The sequence below is a fragment of the Streptomyces sp. Ag109_G2-15 genome, from assembly GCF_900215565.1.
Lineage (GTDB): Bacteria > Actinomycetota > Actinomycetes > Streptomycetales > Streptomycetaceae > Streptomyces > Streptomyces diastatochromogenes.
Genome location: NZ_OCNI01000001.1, coordinates 4373742 through 4391209, shown reverse-complemented (window position 1 = coordinate 4391209; position 17468 = coordinate 4373742). Strand labels below are relative to the sequence as shown.

At 71.4% G+C, this 17468-nt stretch carries 22 protein-coding genes and 1 pseudogene; 7 read left to right on the top strand and 16 right to left on the bottom strand.

Annotated features, from left to right (window positions below; genetic code table 11):
* Positions 1 to 73 precede the first annotated feature (73 nt).
* Positions 74 to 538 (top strand): hypothetical protein, encoded by a 465-nt coding sequence (locus CRP49_RS19745; protein ID WP_097254564.1) that lies wholly within the window; start codon positions 74 to 76, stop codon positions 536 to 538.
* 218 nt (positions 539 to 756) lie between these two features.
* Here CRP49_RS19745 and CRP49_RS19740 read toward each other — a convergent pair whose 3' ends face one another.
* The 5 genes and pseudogenes from CRP49_RS19740 to CRP49_RS19715 all read right to left on the bottom strand — a co-directional run bounded on the left by CRP49_RS19740 (position 757) and on the right by CRP49_RS19715 (position 2709).
* A complete protein-coding gene (locus CRP49_RS19740; RefSeq protein WP_101373475.1) occupies positions 757 to 981 on the bottom strand; it encodes a hypothetical protein in 225 nt (74 codons plus the stop codon).
* 301 nt (positions 982 to 1282) lie between these two features.
* Positions 1283 to 1684 (bottom strand): annotated as a pseudogene (locus CRP49_RS19735) (GntR family transcriptional regulator); the annotation flags it as partial.
* On the bottom strand, positions 1681 to 1905 hold the full coding sequence (locus tag CRP49_RS47930; RefSeq protein WP_097254562.1) for a hypothetical protein: 225 nt from the start codon (positions 1903 to 1905) through the stop codon (positions 1681 to 1683). The pseudogene CRP49_RS19735 and the gene CRP49_RS47930, both read right to left, overlap by 4 nt.
* A gap of 199 nt (positions 1906 to 2104) precedes the next feature.
* Positions 2105 to 2419: a hypothetical protein gene (locus tag CRP49_RS49130; protein ID WP_097254560.1), complete on the bottom strand. Its 315-nt coding sequence runs from the start codon at positions 2417 to 2419 to the stop codon at positions 2105 to 2107.
* A 5-nt stretch (positions 2420 to 2424) separates the two neighbouring features.
* The gene (locus CRP49_RS19715; protein WP_097254559.1) at positions 2425 to 2709 is read right to left on the bottom strand and encodes a hypothetical protein; all 285 of its coding nucleotides are present in this window, start codon (positions 2707 to 2709) and stop codon (positions 2425 to 2427) included.
* A 78-nt stretch (positions 2710 to 2787) separates the two neighbouring features.
* Here CRP49_RS19715 and CRP49_RS19710 point away from each other — a divergent pair, with 78 nt between their 5' ends.
* Positions 2788 to 3546, top strand: a complete 759-nt coding sequence (locus CRP49_RS19710) for a GntR family transcriptional regulator (RefSeq protein ID WP_097254558.1) — start codon at positions 2788 to 2790, stop codon at positions 3544 to 3546.
* Positions 3547 to 3753: 207 nt separating this feature from the next.
* On the opposite strand, the gene CRP49_RS19705 is transcribed toward CRP49_RS19710, so the two are convergent.
* On the bottom strand, positions 3754 to 4215 hold the full coding sequence (locus CRP49_RS19705) for a GNAT family N-acetyltransferase (RefSeq protein ID WP_097254557.1): 462 nt from the start codon (positions 4213 to 4215) through the stop codon (positions 3754 to 3756).
* 151 nt (positions 4216 to 4366) lie between these two features.
* On the opposite strand from CRP49_RS19705, the gene CRP49_RS19700 reads away from it, so the two are divergent.
* Complete coding sequence (locus tag CRP49_RS19700; RefSeq protein WP_179851685.1) at positions 4367 to 4669, top strand: TetR family transcriptional regulator C-terminal domain-containing protein; 303 nt, start codon at positions 4367 to 4369, stop codon at positions 4667 to 4669.
* A gap of 120 nt (positions 4670 to 4789) precedes the next feature.
* Here CRP49_RS19700 and CRP49_RS19695 read toward each other — a convergent pair whose 3' ends face one another.
* Entirely contained in the window at positions 4790 to 6859 is a 2070-nt protein-coding gene (locus tag CRP49_RS19695; protein WP_218892964.1) for a hypothetical protein, read from the bottom strand.
* A gap of 205 nt (positions 6860 to 7064) precedes the next feature.
* Between CRP49_RS19695 and CRP49_RS19690 the strand changes: the two genes are divergently transcribed.
* Positions 7065 to 8024: a D-2-hydroxyacid dehydrogenase family protein gene (locus CRP49_RS19690; RefSeq protein WP_097254555.1), complete on the top strand. Its 960-nt coding sequence runs from the start codon at positions 7065 to 7067 to the stop codon at positions 8022 to 8024.
* A 49-nt stretch (positions 8025 to 8073) separates the two neighbouring features.
* Here the strand turns inward: CRP49_RS19690 and CRP49_RS19685 are convergent, their stop codons facing one another.
* Complete coding sequence (locus CRP49_RS19685; protein WP_097254554.1) at positions 8074 to 8679, bottom strand: DUF2087 domain-containing protein; 606 nt, start codon at positions 8677 to 8679, stop codon at positions 8074 to 8076.
* A gap of 185 nt (positions 8680 to 8864) precedes the next feature.
* On the opposite strand from CRP49_RS19685, the gene CRP49_RS19680 reads away from it, so the two are divergent.
* Positions 8865 to 9167 carry a chaplin gene (locus CRP49_RS19680; RefSeq protein WP_097254553.1) on the top strand — a complete coding sequence of 101 codons (303 nt, stop codon included), beginning with the start codon at positions 8865 to 8867 and terminating at the stop codon, positions 9165 to 9167.
* A 108-nt stretch (positions 9168 to 9275) separates the two neighbouring features.
* Here CRP49_RS19680 and CRP49_RS19675 read toward each other — a convergent pair whose 3' ends face one another.
* From CRP49_RS19675 to CRP49_RS19640, 8 genes are all read right to left on the bottom strand, one after another.
* Positions 9276 to 10142 carry a tyrosinase family protein gene (locus CRP49_RS19675; RefSeq protein WP_097254552.1) on the bottom strand — a complete coding sequence of 289 codons (867 nt, stop codon included), beginning with the start codon at positions 10140 to 10142 and terminating at the stop codon, positions 9276 to 9278.
* Positions 10126 to 10626 carry a tyrosinase cofactor gene (locus tag CRP49_RS19670; RefSeq protein ID WP_097254551.1) on the bottom strand — a complete coding sequence of 167 codons (501 nt, stop codon included), beginning with the start codon at positions 10624 to 10626 and terminating at the stop codon, positions 10126 to 10128. The genes CRP49_RS19675 and CRP49_RS19670 overlap by 17 nt, the downstream gene beginning before the upstream one ends.
* A gap of 146 nt (positions 10627 to 10772) precedes the next feature.
* Entirely contained in the window at positions 10773 to 11285 is a 513-nt protein-coding gene (locus CRP49_RS19665; protein WP_097254550.1) for a hypothetical protein, read from the bottom strand.
* Positions 11286 to 11433: 148 nt separating this feature from the next.
* Positions 11434 to 12018: a vitamin K epoxide reductase family protein gene (locus CRP49_RS19660; protein ID WP_097254549.1), complete on the bottom strand. Its 585-nt coding sequence runs from the start codon at positions 12016 to 12018 to the stop codon at positions 11434 to 11436.
* The gene (locus CRP49_RS19655) at positions 12018 to 12518 is read right to left on the bottom strand and encodes a DUF5949 family protein (RefSeq protein WP_097254548.1); all 501 of its coding nucleotides are present in this window, start codon (positions 12516 to 12518) and stop codon (positions 12018 to 12020) included. The genes CRP49_RS19660 and CRP49_RS19655 overlap by 1 nt, the downstream gene beginning before the upstream one ends.
* A gap of 114 nt (positions 12519 to 12632) precedes the next feature.
* On the bottom strand, positions 12633 to 12926 hold the full coding sequence (locus CRP49_RS19650) for a hypothetical protein (protein WP_094214540.1): 294 nt from the start codon (positions 12924 to 12926) through the stop codon (positions 12633 to 12635).
* A 210-nt stretch (positions 12927 to 13136) separates the two neighbouring features.
* Positions 13137 to 13991: a hypothetical protein gene (locus tag CRP49_RS47925; protein ID WP_257033439.1), complete on the bottom strand. Its 855-nt coding sequence runs from the start codon at positions 13989 to 13991 to the stop codon at positions 13137 to 13139.
* Between the two features lie 168 nt (positions 13992 to 14159).
* Entirely contained in the window at positions 14160 to 14399 is a 240-nt protein-coding gene (locus CRP49_RS19640; protein WP_097254547.1) for a chaplin, read from the bottom strand.
* A gap of 340 nt (positions 14400 to 14739) precedes the next feature.
* Between CRP49_RS19640 and CRP49_RS19635 the strand changes: the two genes are divergently transcribed.
* Together CRP49_RS19635 and CRP49_RS19630 are read left to right on the top strand one after the other, a co-directional pair.
* Positions 14740 to 16050 (top strand): glycosyltransferase, encoded by a 1311-nt coding sequence (locus tag CRP49_RS19635; RefSeq protein WP_097254546.1) that lies wholly within the window; start codon positions 14740 to 14742, stop codon positions 16048 to 16050.
* Entirely contained in the window at positions 16047 to 17468 is a 1422-nt protein-coding gene (locus CRP49_RS19630) for a sugar transferase (RefSeq protein WP_179851684.1), read from the top strand. Before CRP49_RS19635 ends, CRP49_RS19630 begins: the two co-directional genes overlap by 4 nt.

The window sequence follows — 17468 nt, the reverse complement described above, 5'->3', positions numbered from 1 at the left end:
AGGACATCGCCGACTTGGCCCGAAGTTGGGCCAGCGGCCCACCCATGGCGGCGAGACGTGATCAGCTTGAGGCGTGGAGTCCGTCATCGCCAGCGCCATAGCCGTTCTCGGAACCCTGCTTGGGTCGGGGATCACTCTGGCGGTTCAGCAGCGCACCACCAACAGGAGCCATCAGTTCACCCGCCGCGAGAAGCTTCGGCAGGAGCGACTCGATGCCTACTCCGCCTATGCCGGCGCGCTGGTTAACTATCGCCGCTGTCTGGTCCATCTGTGGTTCTGTGAGCATGAGCAGCCGCCACCGGAGGACCCCGACGCGGTTCGTATCCGCGCCTACGACTTGCGCTCCAGCGCCCAGGAGGCGCTCTTCCGGGTGCAGATGCTGACGGATGACGACCAGCTGAGTCGGACCGCGGAAGACGTACTTGCGGACATCACGGAGCTGCCCAAGGCGGACGCCAGGGCTGAGCTGGACGAGATGAGAGCACGGACCCGTGACAACATCAGCCGACTCGTCGGCTCAGCGAAGCAGCACCTCTGAGGTACTTGCACAGGCCCCTGGTCTGATTCCGAACGCCGACGGACCGCACCACAACCGCACCAGATCGAGCGGGGAACAGCGGGGAACCACGGTGACTGGGGCAGCACCCCGTCGAGGCCCAGAGCGAACCGTTCATCCAGGTCACCGCCAAACCACCCCCAAATGCTCGCAGCTTCCCAAGCTGAGGGCGCGAGCCCTCGGCGCCGGCCGCCCCATGCTCAGCCGATGACCAGGCCCGTGATGCCGAAGACGAGCGTGAGGACGAAGCAGATCAGGCTCACCGCCGTTGCAAGGCGCGGGATCTCGTACGTGCGACGGAAGTTGGAGATGACGCCGTTGGACCAGAAGGAGCAGATCGCAACGATGACGGCCGGGGCAAAGAGCGGTGTTCCGTGACACACGTATGCGGCGCCCACAGCCAACCCAATGAGAACGATCAGCACATTGCCCCCCTGCATCTGCGGTGGTTCCCCAACCCCGCGCGGTGGCCACAGAATAGAGAAGAACCCAGCAGTAGTACCGGTTTCTGGCGGACGATCGCGAGATCGAGTTCAGCCGGGCCGTCTCTGGGCCGTCCGGGGTCGCACAACGTCAACCAACAACGACAGAAGCCCACGGCATCTGAGCAGCTCAGGGCCGTGGGCTTCGTCAGTCCCGCTGGTCGGCGGGACCGGTGATCACCAGACCGGCAAGTTGGGCCGCACTGAGCAGGTCATAGCCGCCAAACGCGCCCGCCCCTTCCTCTTCCTCGTGGCTTACGCAGAAGAACTCAGCGAGCGGACTGCCCGTCGGCACCTTGAGCAACGTCGTCAGGTGGCTGTCTGCCGGAACCGTGGTGGTGCGCACGGTGACACGCAGCGCCGCTTCAGCAGCGGTCCACGGGTCCAGCGTCCCCCATCCGCCGACGTACACGATCTTGCGGGGTGGGCGACGGACGAAGTTGCCCTTGCCGTGGATCTTCTCGACCAGGCCTTCGCCCTGGAGGACCGCGAGGGCGCTCCGCAGTGTCACCGTGCTGACCTTGTACCAGTCGGCGAGGTCGGCCTCGGACGGGAGACGTTCGCCTGACTTCATGCGACCGGTCGTGATCTGCTGCCGGAGATCGTCGGCGATGTCGTGATGGCGTGAAGGCACGGAGCGGGTCACCGCCTTCTCAGCACGCGAACGGCGGTGAGCCGGGATCGCGTGTGTATGGTCAGCAGCTCACCCGACTCGAAGAGAAGTTGCTTGGCACCTTGTGGGAGTTGGAAGAGGTCTGTCACCCGGCAGGCTCGGCCGCCGAGTTGGATGACGTCGCCACGCTGCACGGTGGTCGCGGTGACCTCGATGGTGGATACCAGCGCACCGCCGGGTGCCCAGCCGCTCACCGCTCCACCTCCACGAGCGTAGAACGGTCGGACCCCGAGTGGCAGAGGCAGGCGCACGTCTCGTAGACAACGGGTAGGTCAATCGGTGCGGAGACTGGCGACGACTCCGCGCAAGAAAGGTGCGTGCCGATGCGACAGGCGGTCGACCGGTACGGGACGGCCGTGGCGTCGGTGACGTGAAGCTGTCGGCGAGAAGGCATCAGCAGACCCCCGCCAGGGCCGACCAGGCTTCAGCCGGCAGATGGGAAGCGACGACCACCGGGCGCGGCCGTACTCGTTCCTCCCAAGCCAGCACGTACGGGCGGACGAGTGCGTTGTCCTCCCCCGCGAGCGAGTGTCGGTGGTTCGCGGTTTCGGAAGCCCGGCCCAGAATGACCGTCGACGCGTCAACAGACGCCGCCGAGAAGGCCGGGGTGGCTGTCGGCCGGGAGGGCGTTAACGGGCGGCGGTGCCTGCCCTTGGGGAAGCACCGCGCTCTGGTGAGTGAGGCGGCACGGCGGATACGGTTGAGCACGCTACTCAGCTCCTATCGCTGATGGCTGGTCCCCCGACATCGCCCGTCGTGGGGACCTCTTTGCGTACGACCGCCCAGAGGGTGCGGCCGTTCAAGCTGGTGGCGAGGAGCCCGAACCGATCGGCCTCGGCCACCACTTCCAGGACCTCCCGCCATAAGTCGGCGGAGAGCGATTCCGGTATCTCCGCTTCGACCGACGTGTACCGGTCGTGCTCCTCCACGCGCGCGGGGAGCCCGACGGCGGACAGCCGGGCGGCGAGGGTCGCCGCGCTAACTCCCGAAGCGGGCACAGGGCAGCCTCCGTCACCGGCGATCACTTTAAGTGAAGCTAGTTAACTAGATTAGAGCTAGTGGACTAGATTTTCCATATGCCTGAGCAGCCGCCCTATCTACGCATCGCCGACGAACTCCGGCGGCGGATCGCGGAGCACGTATGGGAGCCGGGGGATCGCCTACCCTCCCGCGCTCAGATCGGCCAGGAGTGCGGGGTGGGCGAGAACGTGGTCCGCCGGGCTCAGGAGCTGCTGATTTCCCAGGGTGTGCTGGAGGGCCGCGCCGGCTCGGGCACGTACGTCGCCGAGCCCCGGCAGCGGGTGCGGGTGGTCCGGTCGTCCGCGCGTGAGCAGCCCGACGGATCGCCGTTCCGGGCAGACATGAAGGCCGTGGGCCGGCAAGGGGATTGGGAGAGCCGGACTGAGGCCAAGGTGCCGGCTCCGGCGGACATCGCAACGCGGCTCGGCATCGCCGAGGGCGACCTATGCGTCCGGACGATGTACGAGTTCCTGGCCGACGGCAGGCCGGTACAGCTGTCCACGAGTTGGGAGCCGTACGACCTCACCGCCGGCACGCTTGTCGTCCTCCCCGAGGGAGGGCCGCACGCCGGGGCGGGTGTCGTCAACCGCATGGCCGCGATCGGCGTCACCGTCAGCCACGCCGTGGAGCAGCCGGAGCCCAGGCAGGCGACCGCCGAGGAGGCGTCACTCCTGGGCATTCAGAAGGCCGGGCTCGTCACGCACATCCGGCGGACGTACTACAGCGACCAAGGGCGGCCCGTGGAGACAGCGGACATTGTGGTGCCGGCCGCTCACTGCGAGATCGTCTACGAGATTCCGATCAACCGTCACTAGCCCAGCATCTGCCGCCAGTCGAATGCGTGTCGAAGGTCGGTCGATGAGGCACCCAGCTTGAGAAGAGAAGCAGGTCAGCAGGGGTGCGTTACCCGTCCCACCAAGCGCCTTCTAAGCGCATGGCCGCAGGTTCGAGTCCTGCCGGGGGCGCCACCCCTCGCCCTCCCGATCGGGAGGGCTTTGTGCTGCCCAGCAAGGTCAGAACACTCAGGACGCGGCCGACGCAACCGAGGCCGGCTCGCGCGTCATGAACACGTCCACCGGATCCTCGGACTCAAGAACGAACCCGTGCCGCTCATACAACCGCCGCGCCGGACTCCCCTGCAGCACGTTCAGTCGGACCAGGGTGCCCTCGCGGTCGCACCGCTTCAGCAGCTCGCGCAGCACGGCCCCGCCGATGCCGCTGCCCTGCAGGTGCGGGGCCAGGAAGAAGTGCTCCAGCCAGTGGGCGTCCTGCGCCGGTCGCAGCGCGACGCAGCCGGCGAACGTGCCGCCCACCTCGATCACCCAGGTATGCGCCGGCGCGAACCCGTCCCGCAGCCGCTGCCGCACCCGGTGCTCGTCGTACCGCCCGAGCCGCTCCAGATCCGGCCGCATCACCACGGCCCGCAGCTCGACCGCCGCCTCGAGGTCCGCCGCCGAAGCCGGCCGTATCTCCCAGTCCGCCATGATCGCCAGGCTATCCCGCGCCGAATTGCCCGGTCCCGGCAGAGTTCCCGATGCGAGCTTCTCGACGGCTTCAGCGGTCCGCGACCGTCCTCATCCGAGATCCACCCGCACCGTCACCAGTTCCGTCCCCATCACCCGCACCACCACCGCATTGGCCGCCCGCAGCGGATGCCGGGTGTACGTCGCCTTCGCCGCCACCTCGCCCGTGCTCGCGGCCGTGCAGCGGGAGACGCCGGCCGCGATCCAGGCCGGACTGCGGCAGACGCTGGGCGCGTTGCCCGCCCCGCGCCCGGGGCCGCGCCCCGACCCGGAGATCGGGGCGCGGCTGCTGTCGGCCGTCACCGACGGACTGGCGTTCGACGCGGTGAGCGCGCCGGGGAGCCTCGCGCGGGCCGATCTGGAGACCGCACTGGAGACCTACCTGGACCGCCTACTGCCCAGCGACCAGGATTGACAGCGCCCCGGTGGCCTTCGATCGGGCCGACCTGGAGACCGCACTGGACGACACCCACCTGGACCGCCTACTGCCCACCGACCAGGATTGACGCAGCCTCGGATACGGCTCGAACTCCGCTCAGGCCGCCAGTTCCGCACCCCCCGACGCACCTCTCGAGGCACCTCCCGACGCACCCCCCTCCGAATCCCCCACCGATTCCCCCTCCGCCCGCTCCGCCGCCGCCCTCGCCGCCAATGCGTTCGCCGCCGCGTTGAAGCGCTCCATGGAGGTCGGGTGGTCCGGGCCCAGGACGTACTCCTTGAGGGTGCGGCGGTCGAGGGTCATCGGGTCGGTGTGCGGGGGGCGGACCGCGTTCAGGATCTCGGGGAGGCGGGTGCAGTCGCGGTCGAGGAGGTAGGCGCCGCCGGCGGTGGTGTAGGCGGCCCGGAAGTCGTCGTCCGGGAGGTCTTGGGCGTTGGTGAGGACGTACGGCTTGAGGCTGGCCACGAAGTCGGCGACGACCGAGGAGACGTCACTGATGAGGATGTCCGCCTGGTTGAAGCACTCGTACAACGACGGCAACTGCTTGAGGATCACGTTGTGGCGGACCGGGCCCCGGGTCTCCCAGAAGATCCGGTGCCACTCGGCGCGCAGTTCCTGCCACTCGGCCGCCCCCGCGCGGTCGGGCACCCGGGACTCGCGCAGCTGCTCGGCGTCGTCGCCGCCGAGCCGGCCGGCCAGTTCGTCGAGGCGGGCCTGTATCTCCTGCAGCCGGGGCTTGGCCTCGGCGACCGCGGCCTGTGCCTCCGCCGCGCCGCGCTGTTCGTTGTCGGCCCGCAGCAGCTCGCGGATCGCCTTGTCGGCCGCGGCCGCCTCGGCGGAGCGCTTGCCGGTGAGCGGGTGCGGCTTGTAGATGACCCGGACGTTCTCCGCGAGGAGCCTCTCGATCAGGGGCACGCCCATCGGGATCAGCGAGGTATGGCAGTCGTCGTCGCTCCAGCCCTCCCAGGTCGGCGCGTAGAGGACGACGGGGAGCGGACCGGGCGTGTGCTCGGCGTGCAGACAGATCGGGGACAGCTGCGGGCGGCCCACCTCGACGATGGCGCTGTCGCTGATGGCGTGCCGTACGCGCTGGTAGCGGTCGCGGCCGGCGCGGCCGGCCACCCAGATCTCGTCGTACACCTTGCTGACCCGGTTGCTGCTGGCGAGCTTGTCGCTGTCGCCGTGGCCGATGAAGACGTGCTTGGCCTCGGCCACCCGCAGCATGTGCACGTTCTTGCCCGCGTTGCCCGGGTAGAGGACGACCCGGACGTCGGACAGCTCGAGTTCGGCCAGGTCGTCGGCCTTGGGGACGCAGACCACCGGGATCCAGGTGCGGCTGAGATAGCGGAACGAGGCCCGCTCCCGAAGGATGATCACCGGGCGCAGGTCGAGCTGCTCCAGCGTCTCGATCCACATGTTGACCTGGTACATGAAGTCGCGGGAGACGGAGGCGAAGCTGAAGTACAGCGCCACCTCGGGGCGGTATCCGGCGAGTTGGCGGTTGACCTCGGCGAACACCTCGTCTCGGGCGGGCATACGGCGGACCCTGCGGTACTGGCCCAGCAGCGCGAGGACGCCCGTCACGGTCACGCCGACCGTGAGCGCGAAGCCGGCGTACGCCGGGCCCCAGGTCCCGGCGGCCAGCGCGGCGAGGAGGCCGGCGTGGGCCGGCAGGTCCAGGTGGAGGAGTTTGCGCAGGAAGCGCCGGTAGAGGACGGCGGGCGGCTGCTTCGGGACGGGCAGCCCGCTCATGTCGAGGTTGCGGACGACCAGCGGCAGCACCCGGCGCCGGCGGACGGCGTGATGCACCGCCGTGTACAGCATCATCAGCGCGAAGTGGGCGCTGAAGACGGCGAGCGCGGCGACCAGCACCTCGTCCGGCGCGTTCATCCGGCTGGCCAGGGCGAGCACCATCACCGTGCGGACGGCGAACCGCAGCGGGCGGGTGAGCTGCAGCGTCGCCAGCCTGCGCACGAAGCCCGGAGCCCTGGAGTGCAGCACCTCGTCCACGAGATACGTCACCGCCGACGCCGCGGCGAAGCCCCACAGGGACGGCAGCAGCGCGAAGACGGGCAGCGCGGCGAAGCCGGCACCGAGCAGGAGTACGAGGAGCAGGTCGGCGGCCCCGCGCACGCGCAGGACACCACACAACCGACGGATCGTCATGGGCAGGATTCCTCTTCCGGGATCGTGTGCGCGCGCCGGGGCAAACGCCGCTGTTCACCGGTTCGACGTAAGAAGAGGGTGAAGAGTTGTACACCAGACAGAAAGAAAGGGTTCACGTTCCGTTTGGCTGGGGTACGGTGCCCGGCTCATGCTCCCGGCCGGCCGGTACAGTCGCCGCCGGGACGGGAGAGAGGGGAGTGACGACGTGCGACTTCGCTGTGCGGTGCTGGACGACTTTCAGGGTGCGGCCACCGAGTCGGCCGACTGGTCGGTGATCGAGGAGCAGGTGGAGGTCGTCGCACTGCGCGAGCACCTCGACGGCGAGGACGCCCTCGCCGCGGCCCTCGCCGATTACGACATCGTCGTCACCCTGCGCGAACGCGTCCCGTTCCCGGGCTCGCTGATCGCCCGTCTCCCGCGGCTGAAACTGCTCGTCGCCTCCGGGATGCGCAACAGCGTCATCGACTACGCCGCAGCCGAGGCGCACGGCGTCACCGTGTGCGGTACGGCGAGTTCGTCGACCCCTCCCGTGGAGCTGACCTGGGCGCTGCTGCTGGGTCTGGCCCGCGGGATCGTCGAGGAGAGCGACGCGCTGCGCTCCGGCGGGCCCTGGCAGTCCACCGTCGGCGCCGACCTGCACGGCCGCCGGCTCGGTCTGCTCGGGCTCGGGAAGATCGGCAGCCTGGTGGCGCGGGTCGGGCTCGCCTTCGGCATGCGGGTCGGCGCCTGGAGCCAGAACCTGACCAAGGAGCGGGCCGCGGAGGTGGGCGTGGAACTCGCCGCCTCCAAGGAGGAGCTGCTGGCCACCAGCGACTTCGTCTCCGTCCACCTGGCCCTCGGCGACCGCACCCGGGGCCTGGTCGGCGCCGCCGAACTGGCCCTGATGAAGCCGACCGCTTACCTGGTCAACACCTCTCGCGCGGCGATCGTGGACCAGGACGCCCTGCTGGCCGCGCTCCACGAGGGCCGGATCGCGGGCGCCTGTGTCGATGTCTTCGACGTCGAGCCGCTCCCCGCGGACCACCCGATGCGCACCGCACCCCGCCTCCTGGCCACGCCCCACCTCGGCTATGTCTCGCGGGCCAACTACGCGACGTACTACGGCCAGGCGGTGGAGGACATCCAGGCCTACCTCGCGGGTGCTCCGGTACGACGGCTGCCCTGAGGTTCCGTCACACGGCCTCCCCGCCTACGGACGGCCGCCCGATCCCCCGTCAGCCGACGTCCGGGCGCCGATAGATCCCCTCGCTCCGGTGCAGATGGTGGAGGTCCACCAGATAGCGCCGGAGCGTCACATGGTCGATCTCGTCGGAGTCCTCGCACCAGGCCCGCAGGCGCTCGTTGACGACCCGTTCCGGGTACTCGACGCCCGGCTCGAAGGTCTGCTCGGCGATGTGCCGTAGCACCAGCTTCTTACGGGTCCACTGAGCGGGCAGCCGTACCAGCCGCCGGTCCCGCACGAAGGTGTCCAGGACGGCGTCCGGTCCGTCCCCGGACCGTGCCGCCGGCCGCTCCCGTCGGGCCAGCCCGCGGAACAGGCCGTAGGAGACGGCCAGTCCGCCCCGCGCACCGTCCGCCGTCACCACGCCCTGTTCGCGCAGCCGCAGCAGCGCCAGTGCCGTGTCCTTCGCCGGCAGTCCGGCCGTCTCGGCGATCCGCTCGGGGCTGTCCGCGCCCAGCGCGACCGCCGCGAAGGTGCGCAGCCGGCTCTCCTCGGCCAGCAGCCCGATCAGCTGCCGGGCCCGCTCGGTCGTGTCGGTGTCGGTAACGGTGTCGGGTTCTGTGTCGGTGTCGGTGTCGGGTGCGGATTCGGTGGTCATGGCCGGAGGGTAGGGGGGCGGTCGCGCGCGGCGCCTCTCATTAACGCCGGCCTGCGCTGCTGCCCTTGTTGAAAGGGTGATCCGCCGCTGATCGCCGTGACCAGCCCCGAGCCACGCCGTTGAACGGGAAGTGCGGTGGCTGGTCCTGCCGCCGCACGCTCGTCGAGCAACAAAAGGAGAACGTAATGTCTCGCATTGCGAAGGCAGCCGCCATCGCTCTCGGCGCCGGTGCCGTGGTGATCAGCGGGGCCGGTCTGGCCCTTGCTGACGCGGGCGCCCAGGGCGGAACCGCCGAGTCGCCCGGCGTCCTGTCCGGCAACCTGGTCCAGGTTCCCGTCCACATTCCCCTGAACGTGTGCGGGAACACGGTCGACGTCATCGGCCTGCTGAACCCCGCCTTCGGCAACGGCTGCGCCAACCCGGGCAACGGCACGGCCACCCCCGGCACCCCCGGCCCCGGCAGCTACGGCAACAACTACGGCAGCTGATCCGAGCACACAGGGAAGGGCCCCGGCACCTCGAGCGCCGGGGCTCTTCCCATGCCGTGACACGACTGCCGTGAGCGAACTGCCGTCACACGACTGCCGTCACGCGGCTCACGCGTACCGGTAGATCCGGCTCATGTCCTCCAGCCCGTCCGGCGTCACGTCCCAGGGCGGCAGCTTCTGGTGCCGGGCGACGATCCGTTCGTGCTGCGGGTCGGCGAGGCCGGGCGGCTCCGCGGGCAGGTAGCGGTGGCTGCTGTGGGCCCGCTGCCACCGGTACCACTGCAGGTCCAGGAAGGTGTGGTGCAGCAAGAACACCGGGTCGTTGACGGCGCCGCCGCCGAGCATCGCGCCCCCGACCCAGCGGTGCACCCGGTTGTGATTGCGCAAGGAGGCGCTGCCGCTGCCGCTCCCCCAGCCCTCCAGCTTGTTGCGGAAGCCCCGGGGGACCGTGGAGTCCCAGGGCCGCACGTCGTAGACGGGGTCGTCGAGGGCCCACTGCAGCTGGCTCCTGGTGGGCAGCTCGAGGGGGGAGGCGGGGCGGCCCAGGTCCCGGGTGAGGAACCTGCCGTCGGTGATCCCCTCCTTGATGGTCCAGTGCCCCGCCGAGTAGGCGAACGGGCCGGTCATCACCTGCCGGTCGGAGCGCCGCCCGTTGCCGCCGAGCAGGTCGTTCGTCCAGGGCGCGGACGTCGTCGTACGGTCCCGGGTCCAGTTCCAGTACGGCATCGTCACCGAGGAGTCCACACGGCGCAGCGCCCGCTCCAGCTCCAGCACGAACTTGCGGTGCCAGGGCAGGAAGGAGGGGGCCATGTGGGCGGTGCGCAGGCCGTCCTCGCCGTCGGCGGTGTAGTAGTCGATGTGCAGGCGCACGAACTCGTCGTACTCACCGCGCCGTTTGAGCTCCAGCAGGGCGTTCACGAACCGCCGACGCTCGGTGCGGGTGAGCGTGCTGACGTCCTTACGCACGTACGCCATGCTCGCCCTCCATGTGCATATGTCCCGCCGGTGCCCCGCCGACCGGGCCCGGGGCGAGGTCGCGCAGTCGCTGGCCGGGGCCCATCTCGTCGACGGCGGCGCGGGTCGCCGCCAGCGGGGTCGGGTACGAGCTGTAGTGGTCGACCATGCTCAGCCAGGTGCCGTCGGCCCGGCGCATCAGGTGCAGCGGGCGGCCGTCGACGGTGACCTGCCATTCGCCTTCGCCTCCGGGCGCGGCGCGTCCGGTGAGCGACGTCACCAGGGAGCCCTGGATGCGGCGGCCCCGGTAGGTCTCGTCGAAGGAGGCGCCCTCGGGGCCGTCCGCCGAGGGCACGGGGCGGGAGGCGGCGACGACCGGCGCCAGCGCCAGGGCGGCGACCGAGGCCAGCAGCCCTCGCGTCACCTCCCTCCGCGTCACTCTCCCCGCACCCGCTCTGACCTGCTGCTCCGCACCCACCGCCACGCCACCGGCACCGACGACCATCGCTCACTCCTCGTCCGGGATCGGATATCCGTAGGGATAACCGACGGAACGCGGACGGGGTCACCGCCACAGGGCCATCCGGTGGGTACGACGGCCTCCGTACCGTCGGCTACAGGCCCGGGCCGAGGCCCAGAATCGACCGTCGGCTACAGGCCCGGGCCCAGGCCCAGATCGGCGCCGGGGACGGTCTGCAGGACCGGGGCGACGACGCCGGCCTGCGGGAGCTTGAGGTCCGGGAGGCCGAAGTTGTCCGGGTTGGGCGCGGTCAGGGGGGCGTCCAGTGCCAGGCCGGGGCCGAGGGTGCGCAGGTCGGAGGCGGGGGCGCCGACGCCGACGTGGTCGAAGTCGTCGCCGAGGACGTGCGGCACCGGTGCCCTCAGGTCCGCGCCGGGCAGGCTGCCGGTCACCGGCAGCTGGGGCAGCGTCCGATCGGGCAGGAGCCGGCCGGTGACGTACCGCGGCCCTTCGGGGGCGCCCGGCTTCAGCAGCGGCACCTCCAGACCGAGCTTGGGCACCTCCATGTTCAGGGACTTGGAGACGCCGTCCAGCGGTACGGGGACGGGGACCGTGCCGACCGCGGCGGCGGGGGCGGCGGCCCCCACGGCGGCCGCGACGCCCGTGACGACGGCGGCAAGGGTTCCTCGGGTGGTCGACTTCATGTCAGGTACGGGCCCTTTCAGGATGCGGAGGGTTCGACGTCCGTACCGCGTAACGAGCCGGAAAACGGCACCAGCGCACATTTCGCCCGGGTGCAGCAATTGTCGGCTCGTCACTCTTCAGGTCGGCCACTCATCAGCTGGTCACTCTTCAGCTCGTCCAGAAGTCCCACCATCGCGTCAGGACGAGCATTCCGATGACACCGATGTGCAGGAGCGGAGGCACCCAGGTGAATTCCGCGAAGAAGTTCCTGAGCCATCCGGGGGCGGGCAGGAACCCGTTCCTGACGACGAGTGAGGTGGCGTACCAGAACATGAGGATCGTGGCGACCCACGCCAGACAGCACCACAGGCACAGCGCGTTGATCCGGTAGAGCGACTCGAACTGCAGCCAGGAGCAGAACCCCACGCCGAACAGGCACCCGGCCTCGAACAGCAGCCAGTACCAGCCGGGGAACCTGGCGTCGGCCAGCAGGCTCACGCCGACGCAGACGACGATGCCGTAGGCCACCAGGCCCAGCATCGGGTTGGGGAACCCGAAGGCCGAAGCCTGGTCGCTCTTCATCACGCTGCCGCAGGACACCACCGGGTTCAGGCTGCACCCGGGGACGAAGTTCGGGTTCTCCAGCAGCTTGAACTTGTCCAGGGTGATGACCCAGGAGGCCAGCAGTCCGGCCGCCCCGGTGATCACCAGCAGCAGCCCGAACCCCCTGCCGCCGGCCAGGGTCCGGGGCATCAGCGGCGCAGGCTGCGGGCCGGCAGGACGACGTGCGCGGCGGACGTCAGGGTCTCCTCGGCACCGGCGAAGGCGGCCAGCGCAGCGGGCTCGACGGGCTTGCCGGGCTCTCCCTCGGGCCAGGCGCGGGTGGTGAAGACGAGGTAGGCGTAGCCGCGTTCGGCGACGGCGGCGAGCCACTCCGGCGGCGCGTCGGCCTGGGCGACCAGCTGCGGCATGTTGAGGACGGCCTGGCCGGCCTCGACGAGCAGGGTGACGGGCAGGCTGGGCTTGGTGGTGCCGTCGACCAGCGCGCCGCCGACCGGCAGGCCGTTGCCCACCAGCAGCTGCTCGACCGCGGCGGCGGTGGCCTCCGGACCGCCCTCGGCGTCCCCGAGGGAGTAGGCCAGCAGGTAGGGCATGTCGCTGCCGTCGGGTGCCTCGCCGCTCCAGGCCAGGACGACGAGCGTGCCGAGTGCGGGGGCACGGAAGGGGCTGGTTTCGCTTGAGGTTGAGGTCACCGCGCGACCTTATCGACGGGGTGTGGCGCGGCCCGGCGGCTTCTCACCCTTCCGGCCCAGCGCCCGGGACCGCTCCACACGATCGAGGGAAGAGGCCTCGAACCGCCTCGAACCTCAGCTCTGCAGGGGCAGGCCGCCGAGCAGGGGGTTGTGCTGGTTCAGGGCAGCGGTGGCGCCCTTGACGGTGTTGAGCACGGAGTCCTTGTTCTCGGTGTCGAGCGCGTCCGACTGGTGCTGCAGCGGCATGACGTCCTTCAGGGTGAAGCCGCCCTTGGTGAGCGTGTTCACGGCGCCGTTGAGGCTGGTGGGCGTCAGGTCGGCGGTGCTGTGGGCGGCGAACGCGGGCGCGGCGACGCCGGCGAGGGCCACGGAACCGGCAACGACAGCGGCAGCCTTCAGGGACTTCATCGTGTTCCTTTCTTCGGCAACTCACGTCACCCCAGGGATTCTGACGCCGTGCCTAACGAGTTCCCTCCGGGCCGGAAACCCCGCGCCGAGAAGACATATGAGATCCCCTTCCCGCCACATCCCCTTTCCGCCGGTGAACAGCCCTCAGCCGCCGTGCCCGACGGATACGTACGACGGACACGACGGCTGAGGCAGCGGGAATCGCGTGGGTCACCCGGTGGGCAGCGACGGGTCCGCCGGCAGGCTGGGCAGGGGCAGCGGCAGGGACAGGCCGTCGAGGGTCGAGGTGATCAGGTCGACCAGGTCGCTCACGACTCCGGTGGCGGTCGCCAGCAGCGCGTCGAGGTTGGAGGTGACGGCCTTGAGCAGCGCGTCGATCGCGTTGTTCAGGTCGTCGGTGAGGTCGCGGGCCTGGGGCACCTTGACGTCACTCTTGGCGAACGTGGTCAGCAGGGACGCGGACGAGGCGGCGGGCACGTTCGGCGCCGCGGGCACACTCGGCACGGCAGGCGTGCTCGGGGTGGCCGGCAGGGACGGGGCGGGGGGCTGGCTCTGAGAGGCCGACGCACTCGGAGAGGCCGCCGTACTGGGTGTGTTCGACGTACTCGGAGAAGCCGCCGTACTCGGCGTGGCCGGAGCGGTGGGCGTCGCCGGGGTCGTAGGAGTCGCCGGAGTGGTCGGCGTGGCCGGGGTGGTCGGCGTCGCCGGAGTGGTGGGCGTAGCCGGAGTCGTCGGCGTCGCAGGGGTCGTAGGCGCCACCCCTGCGGCCTTGGCGACGGCTTCCTTCGCCGCGTCGCCGAGCTTCCGGGCCTGGTCGGGGGTCAGGCGGCCCTTCTGGAGGGACTGGTCGAGCAGGTCGAGGACCGGGTTGAGAACCGGGTCGACGTTACGCAGGGACCTGACCTGGGCGAGCAACGTGTCGGCGCCGGGGACGGACGCGTGGGAGCTCGCGTGGGTGCGCTCCCGGGCCGAGTCGGCGGCGACGGCGGCCGGGCCGGCGATGCCGACCAGGAGGGCGGCGCAGAGGGTGGTGGACGCGAGACGCCGCGGGGGCAGCACACGCATGGGGGTTCCTTTCGGTGGGGCAGGGGCCTGTGCCCACCGTTGAACCCGCCATGACGTTCCGCAACCGCTCGCACACCCGCAGTGAACCATCCGGGGGAGACCGGAACCGGCCGTCCGCCCGCGGACGAAGCGCGGGCGGACGGCCGGCCGAAGGGCAGCGTCCCGACGTCAGTCGTTGCCGCACTTGTTGCCGAACGCCGGGTTCAGCAGAGCGATGACGTCCACGGTGTCGCCGCAGACGTTGACCGGCACGTGGACCGGGACCTGGACGACGTTGCCCGACGCCACGCCGGGCGAATCGGTGGAGACGCCGTTCGCGCCGGAGTCGGCGGAGGCCACACCGGCACCGCCGGCGACGGCCGCGATGGCGGCGGAGGTCAGGACCAGACCCTTCGCGATACGCGACATGGAGAGGTGCTCCTTGGGATCGACACAACATCCGGGCGGGATGCCCGGCGCTGTGTCAACGCTCCGCGCTCCCCGGGGTTGTGCCGCCAATGGGGTGATGTCCCGCTGTCGTGCGCCCGTCGCGCCCGGCGAAGGGCGCGCTCCGGCGGATACGGACGCGATCCGGCGCATGGCGTAGGGAGATCCACGATCCGCGCGGTGTGACCAGCGGGGCTTCCGGCTCGTTTCCCACCGGGACGCGTCGTGGGCCGGCGCGCTCTTCCGTCGCCGTGGGCGCGCAGGCATGACGCGCGTACCACCCGCGCCCCCGAGCGCCCCCCGTGAGCGAGGTAACCCCCGAATGCACCAGTCAGCACCCGTCTTCCGGCCGCGGGTCCTGCACCTAGCGCAACCCGTCGACGGCGGGGTCGCCCAGGTCGTACTGGACCTCGCCCGGGCCCAGCTCGCGGACGGTCTACAGGTCACGGCCGGCTGCCCCGGCGGTGAACTCGCCGCGGGTCTGCGGGACCTGGGCGCCGGGGTCCACGAGTGGCGGGCCGGGCGGTCGCCGGGTCCGGGGCTGGCCGGTGAGGTACGGCGGCTCGCACGGCTGATCGACGAGGTACGGCCCGAACTGGTGCACGCACACAGCGCCAAGGCGGGGCTCGCCGCCCGGCTCGCCGTGCGCGGGCGCATCCCGACCGTGTTCCAGCCGCACGCCTGGTCGTTCGAGGCCGTCGGCGGGGCCACCGCCGCCCTCGCCCGGCGCTGGGAGCGGTGGGGGGCGCGGTGGGCCGACCGGGTGGTGTGCGTCAGCGAGGCGGAGCGCACGACCGGCGTAAACGCCGGGGTGCGCGCCGCATACGCGGTGATCCCCAACGGCATCGACCTCGACCGCTTCTCCCCCGCCCCTGCCACGCCCGGCTTTTCCCCCGCCCCCGCCGCACCCGGCTCCTCCCCCGCCCCCACGGCGGCCCGGCCCGCACCCGACCGCGCCGCCCTGCTGCCCGGCCTCGACCCGGCGGCGCCGCTCGTGGTCTGCGTCGGACGGCTGTGCCGGCAGAAGGGCCAGGACGTGCTGCTGCGGGCCTGGGAGCAGGTGCTGCGCGCGGTGCCGCGCGCCCGGCTGGTGCTGGTCGGCGACGGACCCGACCGTGACACGCTGGCCGGACGGGCCCACCCCTCCGTCCACTTCACCGGCGCCGTGGCCGACCTCGTGCCCTGGTACCGGGCCGCAGACCTGGTGGTCCTGCCCTCGCGCTGGGAGGGCATGGCCCTCGCCCCGCTGGAGGCGCTGGCCTGCGGGCGGCCCGTCGTGCTCACCGACGTGAACGGCGCCCGCGAGAGCCTGCCGCCCGCGCTCGCGGCCCGCTGCCTGGTCCCGCCGGAGGATCCCGAGGCGCTGGCCGGGGCCGTCGCCGCGCTGCTGCCCGACGCACCACTGCGCGCGTCGCTCGGCGACCAGGGGCGCCGTCACGTCCGGTCCACACACGACGTGCGGCACACCGCCGAGCGGGTCGCGGACCTCTACCGCGTGCTCCTCGGCGCCGCCGAAGGGGCCGCCGAAGGGGCCGCCGAATGGCCTCTCGACACAGACTCCGGCGCCCCGGAGGCGAACAAGGAAACACGCCCGCCCGTGCCCTCCGAGTGCAGGGAGTCCATCCACTCGTGACTGCGGACAGCACCGTCCCCTCCCCCGGCGCGCAGCCGTGGGACCACGGATCCTCACCCGTCTCGGTGAGGCCGGCCCGCCCCGCGGGCAGCTTCCGGTTCCCGGCGCGGCGGCGGCCCGCGCGGTCCACCTCGCCCCTGCCGCTGCTCGTCGCCGATCTGCTCGCCGCACTGGCGGGCGCGGTCACCCTGGACGAGGCGAGCCGCCGGCTGTCGCTGGTCGTCGCGCTGGTGCTGGGAGCGATAGTCCTGCGCCCGCGCTCGTCCCGGGCGCTCCCCGGCGTGCTCGACGAACTGCCCGTCGTCTGCGGCCGGATCGCGGTCGCCTGGCTGTCGGTCGCCGCCCTGCTCGCCGCCTACGACCCCGGCCGCGCACTGACCGCCCGCACCCTGCTGCTCGGCTGGGCGGTGCACGCGGCGGCGGACTGCGCGGCGCGCGGCTGCGTGTACTGGCGGCGCCGCGCGGTGCTGCTGCGCCACCCGCGTACGGCCCTGGTCATCGGCCCCGCCGCCACCGCGCAGCGGGTGGCCGCCGCGCTGCTGCGGCACCCGCGTTGCGGGGTGCGGCCGGTGGGTGTCGTCGCCGAGCACCCCGACGGCAGGGGCGGGCTGCCCGTGCTCAGCACCGGCGAGGAGGTGGAGCGGGCGCTCATCCAGAACGGGGTACGGGTCGTGCTCACCGTCGACCCGGCCGTGCCCGCCCAGAAGGGTCCGCTGCTGCGGGCGCTGGTCGAGTCGGGCTGCACGGTGTGGGAGGTGGACGCGGACGGCCCGTCGTACGAGATGCGCGACCAGCTCGCGGGGTACTCCGTGCGCCGCCTGGACCTGGGCAACCGGCGGCGCGGCAGCCTCGGCAAGCGGCTGCTGGACGTGGTGGTGTCCGGGACTTCGCTGGTGCTGGCCGGCCCGGCGCTGCTGGTGTGCGCGGCCGTGCTCAGGCTCACCGACGGGCCCGGGGTCGTCTTCCGGCAGGAGCGCATCGGCAGGAACGGCCGCCCCTTCACTCTGCTGAAGTTCCGCACCCACCGCCCGGTCGACGAGCACGAGGCGGCGACCCGGTGGAGCGTGGCGGGCGAGCGCGAGATGAGCCGCTTCTGCCGCTTCCTGCGCATGAGTTCGCTGGACGAGCTGCTCCAGCTGTGGAACGTCTTCCGGGGCGACATGAGCCTGGTCGGTCCGCGCCCCGAACGGCCGTACTTCGTCGCCCAGTTCAGCCGGGTCCATCCCGGCTACGCGGCCCGCCACCGCGTGCGGACCGGCATCACCGGCCTCGCCCAGATCAACGGCCTGCGCGGCGACACCTCCATCGAGGACCGGGCCCGCTTCGACAACGCCTACATCGACACCTGGTCGCTGTGGCAGGACGTCTGCATCCTGCTGCGCACCGCGGCCGCGCTCGTGCGTTCCACGGGGAGCTGA

Bases quoted from the DNA above. Each gene is read 5' to 3' on its own strand.
- CRP49_RS19710 (WP_097254558.1), top strand. From the start codon at position 2,788: ATGCCTGAGCAGCCGCCCTATCTACGCATCGCCGACGAACTCCGGCGG.
- CRP49_RS19640 (WP_097254547.1), bottom strand. From the start codon at position 14,399: ATGTCGCGTATCGCGAAGGGTCTGGTCCTGACCTCCGCCGCCATCGCG.
- CRP49_RS19670 (WP_097254551.1), bottom strand. From the start codon at position 10,626: ATGGTCGTCGGTGCCGGTGGCGTGGCGGTGGGTGCGGAGCAGCAGGTC.
- CRP49_RS19650 (WP_094214540.1), bottom strand. From the start codon at position 12,926: ATGAAGTCCCTGAAGGCTGCCGCTGTCGTTGCCGGTTCCGTGGCCCTC.
- CRP49_RS47925 (WP_257033439.1), bottom strand. From the start codon at position 13,991: ATGCGTGTGCTGCCCCCGCGGCGTCTCGCGTCCACCACCCTCTGCGCC.
- CRP49_RS19660 (WP_097254549.1), bottom strand. From the start codon at position 12,018: ATGCCCCGGACCCTGGCCGGCGGCAGGGGGTTCGGGCTGCTGCTGGTG.
- CRP49_RS19665 (WP_097254550.1), bottom strand. From the start codon at position 11,285: ATGAAGTCGACCACCCGAGGAACCCTTGCCGCCGTCGTCACGGGCGTC.
- CRP49_RS19675 (WP_097254552.1), bottom strand. From the start codon at position 10,142: ATGGCGTACGTGCGTAAGGACGTCAGCACGCTCACCCGCACCGAGCGT.
- CRP49_RS19685 (WP_097254554.1), bottom strand. From the start codon at position 8,679: ATGACCACCGAATCCGCACCCGACACCGACACCGACACAGAACCCGAC.
- CRP49_RS19635 (WP_097254546.1), top strand. From the start codon at position 14,740: ATGCACCAGTCAGCACCCGTCTTCCGGCCGCGGGTCCTGCACCTAGCG.
- CRP49_RS19695 (WP_218892964.1), bottom strand. From the start codon at position 6,859: ATGACGATCCGTCGGTTGTGTGGTGTCCTGCGCGTGCGCGGGGCCGCC.
- CRP49_RS19705 (WP_097254557.1), bottom strand. From the start codon at position 4,215: ATGGCGGACTGGGAGATACGGCCGGCTTCGGCGGCGGACCTCGAGGCG.
- CRP49_RS19680 (WP_097254553.1), top strand. From the start codon at position 8,865: ATGTCTCGCATTGCGAAGGCAGCCGCCATCGCTCTCGGCGCCGGTGCC.